This window comes from Rathayibacter sp. AY1A5 (assembly GCF_002930875.1).
Taxonomy (GTDB): domain Bacteria; phylum Actinomycetota; class Actinomycetes; order Actinomycetales; family Microbacteriaceae; genus Rathayibacter.
On the sequence record NZ_PSTM01000029.1, the window covers coordinates 12,425 to 27,047 of the forward strand.

Genomic DNA, 14,623 nt, shown 5'->3' on the forward strand with positions numbered 1-14,623 from the left:
GTTAGCGTCGGTAGCATGAGTGAGAGCGGGACGACGCGGGAGCGGATCCTCCGAGCGACGGTCGAGCTGCTGGCGGACGGCGGGCGGGACGCGGTGTCGACGCGGGCGATCAGCGCGGCGGCGGGGGTGCAGGCCCCTACGATCTACCGGACGTTCGGCGACCTGCGCGGGCTGCTCGACTCGGCCGCGGCAGCCGGATTCGCCACGGCCCTCGCCGACTTCGAGCGGAGCGAGGCGCCGGCCGACCCGGTCGACGCGCTCCGTGCCGCCTGGGATCACCACGTCGCCTTCGGACTCGCCGAACCGCACCTCTACGCGCTGATGTTCACCGCGCGGCCGGGGGAGGAGTCGGAGGCGGCGCGCCTGTCCCGCGGCGTCCTCCTCGACGCGGTCCGGGCCGTCGCCGAAGCCGGCCGCCTCACCGTCGACGTCGAGCGGGCCTCCCGCCTGCTCCAGTCGGCCGCGCTCGGCTGCACCCTCACGCTGACCGCCCTTGCCGACCCCGACGACGAGCTCTCGTCCCGCTCGCGCGAGTCCGTCCTCGCGGCGATCACCACGGCGGAGGCGGGCCCCACCGATCCCGCCGCCCGTGCGGTCGTCGCGCACGCCGTCGCCCTGCGGACGGCGCTGCCGCAGATCGAGCCCCTCAGCGCGGGGGAGCGGCTCCTGCTCGACGAATGGCTCGAGCGCATCGCCGACTGACGGCCGGCGTCGCCGGAGGGTCCGTATCGCCGCCCTGTCGTCCGCGTTGTCGTAATACGGATGGCGACGGGCACGATCCGGGACCGGCACCTACGGTCGGACCATGTCGCGATCCATAGCCGAACTCTTCTTCCGCCCCGTCTGCGCCGCCTGCTCGGCCCCGCTCGTCGCCCGTCGTGGCGCTTTCTGCTCCGACTCCTGCGCGCGGACGAACCACCTCTACGGCTGATCCAGCACGCCCGGCGCGCGCCGAACGATCGGCGGCGCCTGCTCGGCGCGACGTCGTCGGCTGCAGCTGGGTGTGCCCGGCAGGGCGAACCCGGCGCTGCGTGAGTGGGCCGCTCCGATCGACGCCTTCACCGGTCGACCGGGCTCCGACGATCGGCCGCACCGGTTAAACAAAACGGTGCCCGTGCTGGCGAGAGCAACGGACACCGTTCGCGGAGGATGGGGGATTCGAACCCCCGAGGGCTTTCACCCAACACGCTTTCCAAGCGTGCGCCATAGGCCACTAGGCGAATCCTCCTGGCACGACCTGAGCCGCGACTCACCGATACTAGCCGGTGTCGGAGGCTCCCGCTGACCACGACCCCGACACGCCCCGCTCTCCTCGGCCGCCGTCGTCGGTTAGACTGTCACCCGGCTCCCCGCGTGGCGCCATCCAGGCCAACTCCCCCAGGGCGGAAACGCAGCAAGGGTAACCGGGCTCTGGCGGGTGCGCGGGGGGTCTTCTTCCGTTAACCGGCCCGCCTGCTCCGCCGATGGACCGCCGCACAGCCGCTACGAGGCCCTACCGACTGCGGACGCTCCTCCACAGCCGCGCGCCATGCACGCCCTCCCATCCCTGGCCTCTACTCAGCCAGGCGGAGGGACCCCCTCGGTAGGCTGGACCCGATGGTTCAGAGCATCTACATCTCGTCCGCCGAAGGTCATTCGGGCAAGTCCACGGTCGCCCTCGGCGTCCTCGATGCGCTCAGCAGCCAGGTGCAGCGGGTCGGCGTCTTCCGCCCGATCGCCCGCTCCACCTCCGAGCCGGACTACGTGCTCGAGATGCTGCTCGGCCACTCCGACTCGGGCCTCGCCTACGAGGACTGCATCGGCGTCACCTACGAGGACGTCCACGCCGACGGCGAGGCGGCGCTCTCGCGGATCGTCGAGCGCTACAAGGGCGTCGAGGCCCGGTGCGACGCCGTCGTCATCCTCGGCTCCGACTACACGGACGTCGGCAGCCCCACCGAGCTCGGCTACAACGCCCGCATCGCCGCCAACCTCGGTGCCCCGGTCCTGCTCGTCCTCACCGGCCGGGACTCGTCCCGCAGCGAGCAGCTGGGCCAGGCTCCCGCGCGCACGCCGGAGGAGATGCGCCAGATCACGGAGCTCGCCTCGGTCGAGCTGCGCACGGCCCACGCGAGCCTCATCGGAGTGATCGCGAACCGCGCCGATCCCGACACCGCCGCCGACGCCGTCGCCGCGATCCGCGAGAGCATCCCCGCCACCGTCCCGGTCTGGGCGATCCGCGAGGATCCGTTCCTCGTCGCTCCGAGCCTGTCCCGCCTGGTCGAGGCGGTCGACGGCGTCGTCGTCGCGGGCGATCCGGAGCTGCTCGGCCGCGAGGCGCTCGGCGTGGTGATCGCCGGCATGTCCATGGTGAACGTCCTGCCGCGGCTCACCGAGGGCGGCGTCGTGATCGTCCCCGGCGACCGGCCCGAGGTCGTCCTCGCCGTGATCATGGCGTACGCCTCCGGCACGTTCCCCACCGTCACCGGCATCATCCTCAACGGCGGCTTCGAGCTGCCGGAGCCGATCGTCCGGCTGATCGAGGGCGTCGACAGCCGCGTGCCGATCGTGATGACCGAGCTCGGCACCTACGACACCGCCGTCCGCGTCACCGCGGCCCGCGGCCGCCTGGCGGCCGACTCCCCGCGCAAGCGCGACACCTCCCTCGCCCTCTTCCAGGAGGCGGTCGACGCGGTCGAGCTGCTCACCCTCCTCGACGTCGGCCGGTCCGAGGTCGTCACGCCGCTGATGTTCGAGTACGGGCTGATCGAGCGCGCGCGCATCGCCGACCGCCACATCGTCCTGCCCGAGGGCGGCGACGACCGGATCCTCCGCGCCGCCGCGACCGTGCTCAAGCGCGGCATCGCCCGGCTCACGATCCTCGGCGAGGAGGCCGAGATCCGCGCCCGTGCGGCGGGCCTCGGCCTCGACCTCGACGGCGCGCGCGTGCTGAGCACCCTCGACCCCGAGCACCGCGCGCGCTTCGCCGAGGAGTACGCCCGCATCCGCGCGCACAAGGGCATCACCTACGACCACGCCTACGACACCGTCACGGACGTCTCCTACTTCGGCACGATGATGGTGCAGCTCGGCCTGGCCGACGGGATGGTCTCGGGAGCCGCGCACACGACCGCGCACACCATCCGCCCCGGCTTCGAGATCATCAAGACGAGCCCGGGCGTCTCCGTCGTCTCGAGCGTGTTCCTGATGGCGCTCGCCGACCGCGTGCTGGTCTACGGCGACTGCGCGGTGAACCCCGACCCCACCGAGGCGCAGCTCGCCGACATCGCGATCTCGTCCGCCGAGACCGCCCAGCAGTTCGGGATCGACCCCCGCATCGCGATGCTCTCCTACTCCACCGGCGAGAGCGGAGCCGGCGCCGACGTCGAGAAGGTCCGCGCGGCGACGGCGCTGGTGCGCGAGCGCCGGCCCGACCTGCTCGTCGAGGGCCCGATCCAGTACGACGCGGCGGCCGACGCGGCGGTCGCGGCCTCGAAGATGCCCGGCTCCCAGGTCGCCGGGCGCGCGACGGTGTTCATCTTCCCCGACCTCAACACGGGCAACAACACCTACAAGGCCGTGCAGCGCTCGGCCGGCGCCGTCGCCATCGGACCGGTACTCCAGGGTCTGCGCAAGCCGGTCAACGACCTCTCGCGCGGCGCGCTCGTGCAGGACATCGTCAACACCGTCGCGATCACGGCCATCCAGGCCGCCACCCAGGCCATCGTCCCGCCCACCGCCGCCATCCCCGTGGTGCGCTAGCGGCGACCCCGCCGCCGCCCCTCCCGACCCCGATCACCCCAGGAGTCCCCTCATGTCCGTCGTCCTCGTCGTCAACAGCGGATCGTCGTCGTTCAAGTACCAGCTCATCGAGATGACCACCGAGGAGACCCTCGCCAGCGGCCTCGTCGAGCGGATCGGCGAGGACACCGGCCGCACGAAGCACACCCGCGACGGGGAGTCGTTCGAGATCGAGGGGCCGATCCCCGACCACACCGCCGGCTTCGACGCGATGATCCGCGCGTTCGGCGAGCACGGCCCGAGCCTCGACGAGTTCCCTCCCGTCGCCGTGGGCCACCGCGTCGTGCACGGCGGCAAGCGCTTCTTCGAGCCCACCGTCGTCACCGACCTGGTCAAGATCAACATCGAGGACCTCGCCGACCTCGCCCCGCTGCACAACCCCGCCAACCTCGAGGGCATCGAGGCGGCGCAGAACGCCTTCCCGGACGTCCCGCACGTCGCCGTCTTCGACACCGCCTTCCACCACACGATCCCGGCCGAGGCGTCGACCTACGCGCTGCCCGCCGAGCTCGCCGAGAAGCACCGCGTCCGCCGCTACGGCTTCCACGGCACCTCGCACAAGTTCGTCTCGGAGGCCGCCGCCGCCTACCTCGGCCGCCGCCGCTCCGACCTGAAGACGATCGTCCTGCACCTGGGCAACGGAGCGTCCGCCTGCGCCGTCGACGGCGGCGTCTCCGTCGAGACCTCGATGGGCATGACCCCGCTCGAGGGCCTGGTGATGGGCACCCGCTCCGGCGACCTCGACCCGGCCGTCGTCTTCCACCTGGCCCGCAAGGCGGGCCTCTCGATCGACGAGCTCGACACCCTCCTCAACCGCCGAAGCGGCCTCCTCGGCCTCACGGGTCGCGGCGACATGCGCGACGTCCAGGAGGCGGCCGAGGCCGGCGACGAGCAGGCCCGCGCCGGGCTCGAGGTCTACTACCACCGCCTCCGCCACTACATCGGGGCCTTCTACGCCCAGCTGGGCCGCGTCGACGCCGTGGTGTTCACGGCGGGAGTCGGCGAGAACGTCGCCGCCGTCCGCGCCGGCGCCCTCCGCGGCCTCGAGGGCCTGGGCATCGAGCTCGACCCCGAGCGCAACACGTCCTCCGACCGCGGCGCCCGCCGCATCTCCACCGACGACTCCCGCGTCGCCGTCCTCGTCATCCCCACGAACGAGGAGCTGGAGATCGCCCGGCAGTCCTTGTCGGTCGTGTAGCGGCGGAGCCGCGACACGACTCGCGGCCGGCTTCCAGGGGTGGCGGCTCCTGTGGAGCGGGTCCTGTCGGGCTGCCCTGAATCGCTCGCACGCGGCGGTGCTCGCTCGTCGTGCGGCGGTGGCCCGTTGCGCGACCGCGGTCGGCTTCTCGTGGGCCTGCATCGCGCAGAGCCGGGTACGTCGGGCTGCCCTGAATCGCTGGCACGCGGCGGTGCTCGCTCGTCGTGCAGCGGTGGCCCGCTGCACGACCGCGGTCGGCTTCTCGTGGGCCTGCGTTGCGCAGAGCGGGTCTTGTCGGGCTGCCCTGAATCGCTCGCACGCGATTCCGGGTCGCGGCCCTCTGCCGAACACGCGGCGACCCTCGCTGGTCGAGTAGCCGCGGGACGCGGCGTGGCGAGAGCCACCGAGTACGAGGGGGATCTCGATGCGCCCGCTGTGCAGGCTGCTCCATCCGCAGGAGCCGGCTGAGGAGCCCCGGCTCAGGGCAGCAGGCGCGCGTCGCCCGCGTAGAGGTTGAAGCCGGAGCCGCGGCTGAAGCCGATCAGGGTGAGGCCGGAGTCGCGAGCCAGGTCCACCGCCAGCGACGACGGGGCACCGACCGCGGCGAGCAGGGGGATGCCGGCCATCACGGCCTTCTGCACCAGCTCGAACGAGGCGCGCCCCGATACCTGCAGCAGCGTCCCCCGCAACGGCAGCCGCCCCTCCCGGAGCCCCCAGCCGACCACCTTGTCCACGGCGTTGTGCCGCCCGACGTCCTCCCGGAGCACCAGCAGCGAGCCGTCCGCGTCGAACAGCCCGGCCGCGTGGACGCCGCCCGTCCGCTCGAACACCGCCTGCGCCTCGCGGAGCCGATCGGGGAGAGAGACCAGCAGCTCCCGCTCGACCCGCAGGTCGTCCTCCGCGACGCTCCACGCCGAGTCGGTGGCGACCGCTTCGAGCGACGCGAGCCCGCACACTCCGCACGAGCTCGTCGTGTACACCGACCGCTCGCGCTCGAGCAGCACGGCCTCCCGCCCGCCGCGGACGCTCGCGTCGACCACGTTGTACGTGTTCTCTCCCGGCTCGGAGCCGCTCGCGCAGTAGCGCATCGCCGCGAGCTGCTCCGACTCGGTGAGCACCCCCTCGGACACCAGGAATCCCGCGACCAGGTCGAAGTCGTCGCCGGGTGTGCGCATGGTCACGCTGAAGCGCCGTCCGCCGACGCGGATCTCGAGCGGCTCCTCGACGGCCAGGACGTCCTCGCGGCGTCGGGGCGGATCGCCGGCGCGGACGGCGGTCAGGCGGGTGCGGGCGACACTGCGGCTCATGGGTCTCCTCAGGCGGTGGAGGTCATCCTCCCACCGGGAACCGGGAGCGATGCCGGGGTGCGGACGTACGATGCAGGAATGGTCGATGACGCCGAGCCCCGCGAGAGTCCGATCGACGAGAGCCGCCTCTCCGTCCGGTCGCCGAAGAGACGCGCCGTCGGGATCCCCGGCGTCGCCCACGCCCTCGAGATCTCGCTCAAGCAGATGGGCCCGGTGCGCAGCGCCGAGACGCTCCTGCGGGTGAACCAGAAGACCGGATTCGACTGCCCGGGCTGCGCCTGGCCGGAGGGCGACAAGCGCCACGTCGCCGAGTTCTGCGAGAACGGAGCGAAGGCGGTCGCCGAGGAGGCCACGCTCCGCACCGTCACATCGGCGTTCTTCGCCGCGCACCCCGTCGCGGAGCTGGAGGAGTGGGACGACTTCGCGCTCGGCCAGCAGGGCCGGCTCACGGAGCCGATGCTGCTCGAGGAGGGCGCGACGCACTACCGGCCCGTGGGCTGGGACGAGGCGCTCGACCTCGTGGCGGAGGAGCTGCGCGCCTGCGCGAGCCCTGACGAGGCGATCTTCTACACGTCCGGCCGGACCTCGAACGAGTCGGCCTTCGTCTACCAGCTGATGGTCCGCGGCTTCGGTACGAACAACCTGCCCGACTGCTCGAACATGTGCCACGAGTCCAGCGGATCCGCCCTCACCGAGACGATCGGGATCGGCAAGGGCTCGGTGAGCCTGCGCGACGTGGAGCGGGCTCCGCTGATCATCGTCGCCGGCCAGAACCCCGGAACGAACCACCCGCGGATGCTGACCGCGCTGGAGCGCGCCAAGCGCGCCGGCGGCACCATCGTGGCCGTGAATCCGCTGCCGGAGGCGGGGCTGCTCCGCTTCCAGAACCCGCAGACCGTCCGCGGCACCCTGGGCGACGGCACGGCCCTCGCCGACCACTTCCTCCAGGTCCGGCTGGGCGGCGACCAAGCCCTGTTCCAGGGTCTGGGCAAGGCGCTGCTCGAGGCGGAGGAGGCGCGCGGCGACGTCTTCGACCACGCCTTCATCCGCGAGAGCACCGGCGGCCTCGCCGAGTACCTCCACGGGCTGCGGGAGGTCCAGTGGGACGAGATCGAGCGGGCGAGCGGGATCGACGAGACGCGCATCCGCACCGTCGCCGAGCTGATCGCGGCGTCCGAGGGCACCGTCGTCTGCTGGGCGATGGGCCTCACGCAGCACGCGCACTCGGTCGCGACGCTCAAGGACGTCGTCAACGTGCTCCTGCTCACCGGCAACATCGGCAAGCCCGGCGCGGGCGTCTGCCCGGTGCGCGGCCACTCGAACGTGCAGGGCGACCGCACGATGGGCATCTTCGAGCGGATGCCGGACTCCTTCCACGACGCGCTCGACCGCGAGTTCTCCTTCTCCTCCCCGCGCGTGCACGGGACGGACACGGTCGCCGCGATCCGGGCGATGCGCGACGGGAAGGCCCGCGTGTTCATGGGGCTCGGCGGCAACTTCGCCCGGGCGACGCCCGACAGCGGAGTGACAGAGGCGGCGATGCGCTCGCTCGCCCTCACCGTCCACGTCTCGACCAAGCTCAACCGCTCGCACGTGGTCACCGGCCGGCGCGCGCTGATCCTGCCCACCCTCGGCCGCACCGACTCCGACGTGCAGCGCTCGGGCGAGCAGCGGGTCACGGTCGAGGACTCGATGAGCGCCGTGCACGCCTCCCGGGGCCGCCTGCGCCCGCCGAGCCCGGGCCTGCGCTCGGAGGTGGCGATCCTCACGGGGATCGCGGAGCGGCTGCTCGAGGGCCGCGAGAACGTCCCCCGGGTCGACTGGGCGGGACTGCGCGACGACTACCGCCGCATCCGCTCGCACATCGCCAACGTCGTCCCCGGTTTCGGCGGCTTCGAGGCCCGGATCGACGTGCCCGGCGGCTTCGTCCTCCCGCACCCGCCGCGCGACTCGCGCCGCTTCGACACCCCCTCCGGCCTGGCCCGCTTCACCGCGAATGCGCTCGAGTACCCGCGGGTGCCGGAGGGCAGGCTGCTGCTGCAGACGCTGCGCTCGCACGACCAGTTCAACACCACGATCTACGGCAAGGACGACCGCTACCGCGGGATCCACGACGGCCGCCGGGTGGTGTTCGTCCACGCCGACGACGTCGCCGAGCTGGGCTTCGCGGACGGCGCGATGGTCGACCTGGTCTCGGAGTGGCCCGATGGCGTCGAGCGGCGGGCGGAGGCGTTCCGCGTCGTGGCGTACGACACGCCCCGCGGCTGCGCGGCCGCCTACTACCCCGAGACGAACGTCCTCGTACCGCTGGACTCGACCGCGAAGATCAGCAACACGCCGACCTCGAAGTCGGTCGTGATCCGCCTCGAACCGGCGGCGTAGGCCTCACCAGGGCAGCGGCAGCAGGCGCACGGAGTCGCCCGCTGCCGCTCCCGGTGCGGGCACGACGGCCACGGCCTCCGAAGCGGCGAGACCGGTGAGCATGTGCGAGCGGATGCCGGCGGAGGCCCGCCAGCCGTCCTCGCCGGAGGAGACGGGCACGAGCACCGTGGTCCCCGCGCGCCCGAGCGGCTCGGCGAGGACGCCCCGGCCGAGGGGCCGGGCAGCGGCGCCGGACGCCGCGTCGAGGGCCGGCGGCAGGAAGGAGACCGCCGCGAGCAGGGCGGCGAGCGGGTTGCCCGGCAGCGCGATCACCAGCGTCCCGCCCGGCAGCAGCGCAGCCATGGTCGGGTGGCCGGGGCGCATGCCGACGCCGTCGACGAGGACGCGCGCGCCCACCGCATCGAGGGCGCGACGGACCGCGTCCACCCGGGAGCGCCCGGTCCCGCCCGTCGTGAGGAGGATCGGCGCCGTGCCCGCCAGCAGCGTCCGTGCGATCGCCTCCTCGTCGTCGCCGCGGCGCACGACCTCTCCCACGGCTCCGCCCGAGAGCTCGACCAGCGCGGGCAGCAGCGGCGTGAACGCGTCGCGCACCCGTCCGGCGGGCGGCATCCCCTCGGTGTCGACCTCGTCCCCCGTGAGGAGCAGGTCGACCGCGGCGGGCGGGCGGACGTCGAGCGCGTCGACCCCGGCGACCGCGAGCAGGGCGAGGTGCGCGGGAGTGAGTCGGGTCCCGGCGCCGACCAGCACGGCTCCGCGGGCGGCCTCGTCGCCCGCGCGCCGGACGTGGCGGCCGGGCGGGAGGGGCGCCCGCGCCGTGAGCAGGTCGTCGCGGACCGCGCCCTGCTCGGACGGCAGCACCGCGTCGCTCCAGTCGGGGACGGCGGCTCCGGTGACGATCGGAGCGGCGGTGCCGTCCTCGAGCGGCCAGGGCCCGGGTCCGCGCACGGCCCAGCCGTCCATGGCCGAGGAGTCGTAGTGGGGGAGCGGCCGGGCGGCGGTGACGGCGCGGTCGAGGACGGCCCCGCGGGCGTCGAGGAGGGGGACGGTCGAGACGCCGGAGCGCGCCACCGCTTCGCCGACGATCCGCCTGGCCTCGTCCCAGTCGGTCGCCTCGTGCCCGTGCGCGCTCATCCCGTCCATTCTCCCGGGGCTCGGGGCGGGCCCTGGGCAGGACCCGCCCCGTCGGTCATCCCAGGTAGCCGTTCGGGTTCAGCACGAACTTCTTCGCGGCGCCCTTGTCGAAGTCGGCGTAGCCGCGGGGAGCGTCGTCCAGGCTGATCGCGGTGGCCTGGACCGCGTCGGCGATGTGGACCCGGTCGTGCAGGATCGCCATCATCAGCTGCCGGTTGTACTTCATGACCGGGCACTGGCCCGTGGTGAAGGACAGCGACTTCGCCCAGCCGAGCCCGAGGCGGATCGACAGCGAGCCCTCCTGGGCCGCCTCGTCGACTCCGCCCGGGTCGCCCGTGACGTAGAGGCCCGGGATGCCGAGGGCGCCGCCCGCCGCGGTGATCGACATCAGCGAGTTCAGCACCGTCGCCGGCGCCTCCTTCCCCGAGTCGGCGCCGTTGCCGTGCGCCTCGAAGCCGACGGCGTCCACTCCGCAGTCGACCTCGGGCACGCCGAGGATCTGCTCGATCTGGCCGGCCGGATCGCCCTGCGAGACGTCGACCGTCTCGCAGCCGAAGGAGCGCGCCTGCGCCAGACGCTCCTCGTTGAGGTCCGCGACGATCACGACGGCCGCTCCGAGCAGCTGCGCTCCGACCGCCGCGGCGAGTCCGACCGGTCCCGCTCCTGCGACGTAGACCGTGGAGCCGACGCCGACCCCGGCGGTCACCGCGCCGTGGAAGCCCGTCGGGAAGATGTCCGAGAGCATCGTCAGATCGAGGATCTTCTCGAGCGCCTGATCGCGGTCCGGGAACACCAGGAGGTTCCAGTCGGCGTAGGGGACCATCACGTACTCGGCCTGCCCGCCGACCCAGCCGCCCATGTCGACGTAGCCGTACGCGCTGCCCGGGCGGTCCGGATTCACGTTGAGGCAGATGCCGGTCTTGCGCTCCTTGCAGTTGCGGCAGCGGCCGCAGGCGATGTTGAACGGCACGGACACGATGTCGCCGACCTTGACGAACTCGACGTCGGGGCCGACCTCCACGACCTCGCCGGTGATCTCGTGGCCGAGCACGAGGTCCGACGGAGCGGTGGTGCGGCCGCGGACCATGTGCTGGTCCGAGCCGCAGATGTTGGTGGAGACGGTGCGGAGGATGGCGCCGTGCGGCAGCTTCCGCCCGATGTTCGCCGGATTGACGCCGGGTCCGTCCTTCAGCTCGAAGCTGGGGTAGTCGATGTCGATGACCTCGACGACTCCGGGGGACTTGTAGGCGACGGCTCTGTTGCCTGACATGCGGGGCTCCTTCAGATGGACGACCGCGGCGCAGTCGGCCGCGGGAGTCCTGCGCCGCTCTCGGTCCGAGCCGCAGCGCCGGGACTCGGGGGAACCGTACGGCGTCGACCTGGTGCCGGATCGAGGCCGGTGGAGTAGCGTCTCAGGAGGCGTGCGGACGCTCGTCCACCGCCCGGTGCGAGGCCGCGAGCGCCGCGTCGAGCGCGTCCCGTCCGCCCCCGGCCAGGCCCGCCGCGTAGCCCGCGAGGAACGTGGTCAGTGGAGCCGCCGGCCGGACCACTCCGTGCGCTGCGCGACCGGCGAGGGCGAGCAGGGCGTCCGGGTCCACCGGGACCTCGCCGAGGCCGAGCGCGGAGCACAGCTCGGCCCACCAGCCGGCGAGCACCTCCTCCGTGGGGCGGGCGCCGTCGGAGGCGGAGGTGCGGGGGCCGGTCGTCTCGTCCATCCGCTCAGTCTGCGCCGCGCGGGCCCGGCAGGTCGATCCCGTGCCGGTGCGCGTCGGCGGGCGCGTCGACGTCGTCGGTCGTCCCTCCGGGCACCGTCACGAGCCGCGGGGGAAGGTCCCGGAGGAGGGCGCGCACCGAGGAACCGTCGGGATCGCCGAGCGCGGTGAGCGCTTCGACGAGGGCCGCTCGCCGGTGCACGCCGAGGAGCTGCTGGGCTCGGCCGCTCGCGTCGACGGCCAGGAGGGAGGCCTCGACGGCGTTCGACGCGACCTCGAGCAGGGTGTGCACGGCGGGAGCGGGGGCGACGAGATCGGCGGCGAGCACGACGACCCAGTCCGGAGCGCCCGGGCGGTCGAGCAGGGGCAGCGCGGCGGCCAGGCCCGCGACCGGGCCGCCGAACGGCGGATCCTCCTGGACGAGCTCGGCGCCGTCGACAGCCGGTGCGAGCGACGACGGTCCGGCCACGACCCTCCGCTCGGCTCCGCGCACGGCTGCGAGGGCGGTGCCGAGGAGCGTCGACTCGCGGTGCCGGAGGAGCGGCTTGACCGCGCCGCCGAGGCGGGAAGCGCGTCCGCCGGCGAGCACGACCGCGTCGAAGCGGGGGAGCGGAGGCGGCGGGAGCACGGGACCGAGGCTACGCGCGCTCGGAGGTCCGCCGTCCCGGCTCCGGTGTCGGAGGTCGCGGCTACTCTTGTCGGGTGGTAGCAGCCCTGTATCGCCGGTACCGGCCCGAGACGTTCGCCGAGATGATCGGCCAGTCCCAGGTGACGGATCCGCTCATGACGGCGCTCCGCACCAACCGCGTCAACCACGCCTACCTCTTCAGCGGCCCCCGCGGCTGCGGCAAGACCACCTCGGCGCGCATCCTCGCCCGCTGCCTCAACTGCGCGACGGGCCCGACCGACACCCCCTGCGGCGTCTGCGACAGCTGCGTCGAGCTCAGCCGCGAGGGCCAGGGCTCGCTCGACGTGGTCGAGATCGACGCGGCGAGCCACAACGGAGTCGACGACGCGCGCGATCTGCGCGAGCGCGCCATCTTCGCCCCGGCGCGCGACCGCTTCAAGATCTTCATCCTCGACGAGGCGCACATGGTCACGCCGCAGGGCTTCAACGCGCTGCTCAAGATCGTGGAGGAGCCGCCGGAGCACGTGAAGTTCATCTTCGCGACCACGGAGCCGGACAAGGTCATCGGCACGATCCGCTCGCGCACGCACCACTACCCGTTCCGGCTCGTCCCGCCGGCGCAGATGCTCGACTACACGCAGGAGCTCTGCGAGCGCGAGGGTGTGCACGTGGCGGCCGGCGTGCTGCCGCTCGTGGTCCGCGCGGGCGGCGGGTCCGTCCGCGACACGCTCTCCCTGCTCGACCAGCTGATGGCCGGCTCCGAGGCCGAGACCGTCGAGTACGAGCGGGCCGTCGCCCTCCTCGGCTACACCCACGGCGCCCTGCTCGACGAGGTGGTCGACGCGCTCGCCGAGCACGACTCCGCCGAGGCGTTCGGAGCGGTCGACCGCGTCATCCAGACGGGGCAGGACCCGCGGCGCTTCGTCGAGGACCTGCTCGAGAAGCTCCGCGACCTGATCGTCGTCGCGGCGACCGGGGGCGCGGCCTCGGCCGTGCTCCGCGGCGTCTCGCAGGACGAGCTCGACCGAATGGCCGGCCAGTCGCGCGCGCTCGGCCTGGCCGAGCTCTCCCGCATCGCCGACGTGGTCAACGAGGCCCTCACCGAGATGACCGGTGCGACCTCGCCGCGCCTGCACCTCGAGCTGATGATCGCCCGAACCCTGGTGCACGGCACCGGCGCCGGCATCGCGCCCGTCGCGGCCCAGGAGGAGCGCCCGCGGCACGTGGCCCCTCCGCGCGAGACCGCGGCGCCCGCCCCGCGGTCGTCCGAGGCGTCGCGCGCGTCCGAGCCGTCCCGTGCGCCCGAGCCCCACCACGCCTCGCACGCCGCCGCTCCCGGCTCGGTGCCCGAGTCCATCGCGGCCGCTCCGCGCACCGAGGCGCCGGTGACGGCGTCCGCACCGGTCGCTGCGCCGCCGGTGAAGGGGCCCGACGAGACGGCGGCCGCGCCGGAGGCGGACGAGTCCGCGCCGGCCGAGTCAGGACGCCCCCGCGCGACGACCGCCGCGGCAGCTCGTCCGGAGCCGGACGAGCAGGAGCCGTCGGATCAGGCCGCTGCGTCCCCTGAGGCGGCCCCAGCCTCGGCGCCCGCTGCCTCCGCACCCGCTGCGGCCGCGGGCGACGCACCCGCCGACGGCGCGGTCACCCTCCAGCGGATGAAGGACACCTGGCCCGAGATCCTCGAGGTCGTGCAGAAGGCGAAGATGACCGCCTGGCTGGTGGCCTACACCGCCCAGGTGCGCGCCCTCAAGGACGACGTGCTGACCCTCTCGTTCCCGAGCCAGAACGACGTCGAGTCGTTCAAGATGCCGGGAACCGCCGGGCAGCCCGGAGTCAGCGAGTACCTGCGTCAGGCGATCCAGCAGGTCCTCGGCCTGCGGGTGAAGTACATCGCCCGCGTCGAGCCTCGCGCTGCCGCCCCGGAGGCCGAGCGCGCCGCCGTCGAGGCGACCGCCGCGCCCGCCCCGGCTGCGCCGATCCCGGCCGCGACCGGCTCCGACGGCTGGGCCACGGTGGCGATCCCCGCCGATCCGCCCCCTGCGGCCGAGGCGGCTGCTCCCTCCGCTCCGGTGGAGGCCCCCGCCGCGGCCGCCGAGCCGGTGCGCGCCGCTCCCGTCGCCGCCGCTGAAGCCGCTCCCGCCGGCGACGAGCCCCCGTTCGACGAGGAGCCGCCGGAGGAGGACATGCCGCCGGTCGAGCCGCCGATGCCCGACTCCTGGGCGACCGTCGCACCTCCCGGCGAGCCCGCCGCCGCGCCCGAGCCCGCCGCCCCGCCGCGGCCCGCCCCGGTCGCCGAGCGTCCGGCTCCCGCCGCGCGCCCGGTCACCCGCACGACCCGCTCGGCGACCGCCGACGGCCGTCAGCGCTACGGCGAGGCGGTCGTCCGCGAGATCCTCGGCGCCCAGTTCATCGAGGAGCAGCCCCACACGCCGCGCGGCCCCCGCGTGACCGGCGCGTGAGACCCCGCCGCCCCTCCGCCGCCTGC

At 73.8% G+C, this 14,623-nt stretch carries 11 protein-coding genes, 1 tRNA gene and 1 other RNA gene; 7 read left to right on the top strand and 6 right to left on the bottom strand.

The window, feature by feature from the left end; translation table 11 throughout:
* Nucleotides 1-15: 15 nt before the first annotated feature.
* Nucleotides 16-702: a TetR/AcrR family transcriptional regulator gene (locus C5B98_RS15210; protein WP_104227474.1), complete on the top strand. Its 687-nt coding sequence runs from the start codon at nucleotides 16-18 to the stop codon at nucleotides 700-702.
* Nucleotides 703-805: 103 nt separating this feature from the next.
* Complete coding sequence (locus tag C5B98_RS17375) at nucleotides 806-931, top strand: hypothetical protein (protein WP_258060618.1); 126 nt, start codon at nucleotides 806-808, stop codon at nucleotides 929-931.
* A 212-nt stretch (nucleotides 932-1,143) separates the two neighbouring features.
* Here the strand turns inward: C5B98_RS17375 and C5B98_RS15215 are convergent.
* Nucleotides 1,144-1,228 (bottom strand) — tRNA-Ser (locus tag C5B98_RS15215).
* A gap of 112 nt (nucleotides 1,229-1,340) precedes the next feature.
* On the opposite strand from C5B98_RS15215, the gene ffs reads away from it, so the two are divergent.
* From ffs to C5B98_RS15230, 3 genes are all read left to right on the top strand, one after another.
* Nucleotides 1,341-1,437, top strand: an RNA gene (gene ffs / locus C5B98_RS15220) — signal recognition particle sRNA small type.
* A 159-nt stretch (nucleotides 1,438-1,596) separates the two neighbouring features.
* On the top strand, nucleotides 1,597-3,741 hold the full coding sequence (pta, locus tag C5B98_RS15225; RefSeq protein ID WP_104227473.1) for a phosphate acetyltransferase: 2,145 nt from the start codon (nucleotides 1,597-1,599) through the stop codon (nucleotides 3,739-3,741).
* A 52-nt stretch (nucleotides 3,742-3,793) separates the two neighbouring features.
* Nucleotides 3,794-4,978 carry an acetate/propionate family kinase gene (locus C5B98_RS15230; RefSeq protein ID WP_104251116.1) on the top strand — a complete coding sequence of 395 codons (1,185 nt, stop codon included), beginning with the start codon at nucleotides 3,794-3,796 and terminating at the stop codon, nucleotides 4,976-4,978.
* Between the two features lie 479 nt (nucleotides 4,979-5,457).
* Here C5B98_RS15230 and fdhD read toward each other — a convergent pair whose 3' ends face one another.
* Nucleotides 5,458-6,285, bottom strand: a complete 828-nt coding sequence (fdhD, locus tag C5B98_RS15235; protein ID WP_104227459.1) for a formate dehydrogenase accessory sulfurtransferase FdhD — start codon at nucleotides 6,283-6,285, stop codon at nucleotides 5,458-5,460.
* A 78-nt stretch (nucleotides 6,286-6,363) separates the two neighbouring features.
* On the opposite strand from fdhD, the gene C5B98_RS15240 reads away from it, so the two are divergent.
* Nucleotides 6,364-8,667, top strand: a complete 2,304-nt coding sequence (locus tag C5B98_RS15240; protein WP_104328034.1) for an FdhF/YdeP family oxidoreductase — start codon at nucleotides 6,364-6,366, stop codon at nucleotides 8,665-8,667.
* Nucleotides 8,668-8,670: 3 nt separating this feature from the next.
* Here C5B98_RS15240 and C5B98_RS15245 read toward each other — a convergent pair whose 3' ends face one another.
* The 4 genes from C5B98_RS15245 to C5B98_RS15260 all read right to left on the bottom strand — a co-directional run bounded on the left by C5B98_RS15245 (nucleotide 8,671) and on the right by C5B98_RS15260 (nucleotide 12,138).
* On the bottom strand, nucleotides 8,671-9,798 hold the full coding sequence (locus tag C5B98_RS15245; protein WP_181065562.1) for a molybdopterin molybdotransferase MoeA: 1,128 nt from the start codon (nucleotides 9,796-9,798) through the stop codon (nucleotides 8,671-8,673).
* 55 nt (nucleotides 9,799-9,853) lie between these two features.
* Nucleotides 9,854-11,068, bottom strand: a complete 1,215-nt coding sequence (gene fdhA / locus C5B98_RS15250; protein WP_104328036.1) for a formaldehyde dehydrogenase, glutathione-independent — start codon at nucleotides 11,066-11,068, stop codon at nucleotides 9,854-9,856.
* 142 nt (nucleotides 11,069-11,210) lie between these two features.
* Entirely contained in the window at nucleotides 11,211-11,513 is a 303-nt protein-coding gene (locus C5B98_RS15255) for a DUF6457 domain-containing protein (RefSeq protein ID WP_219814450.1), read from the bottom strand.
* Between the two features lie 4 nt (nucleotides 11,514-11,517).
* The gene (locus C5B98_RS15260) at nucleotides 11,518-12,138 is read right to left on the bottom strand and encodes a molybdenum cofactor guanylyltransferase (protein WP_258063529.1); all 621 of its coding nucleotides are present in this window, start codon (nucleotides 12,136-12,138) and stop codon (nucleotides 11,518-11,520) included.
* 74 nt (nucleotides 12,139-12,212) lie between these two features.
* Between C5B98_RS15260 and C5B98_RS15265 the strand changes: the two genes are divergently transcribed.
* Nucleotides 12,213-14,597, top strand: a complete 2,385-nt coding sequence (locus tag C5B98_RS15265; RefSeq protein ID WP_104328037.1) for a DNA polymerase III subunit gamma and tau — start codon at nucleotides 12,213-12,215, stop codon at nucleotides 14,595-14,597.
* Nucleotides 14,598-14,623 lie beyond the last annotated feature (26 nt).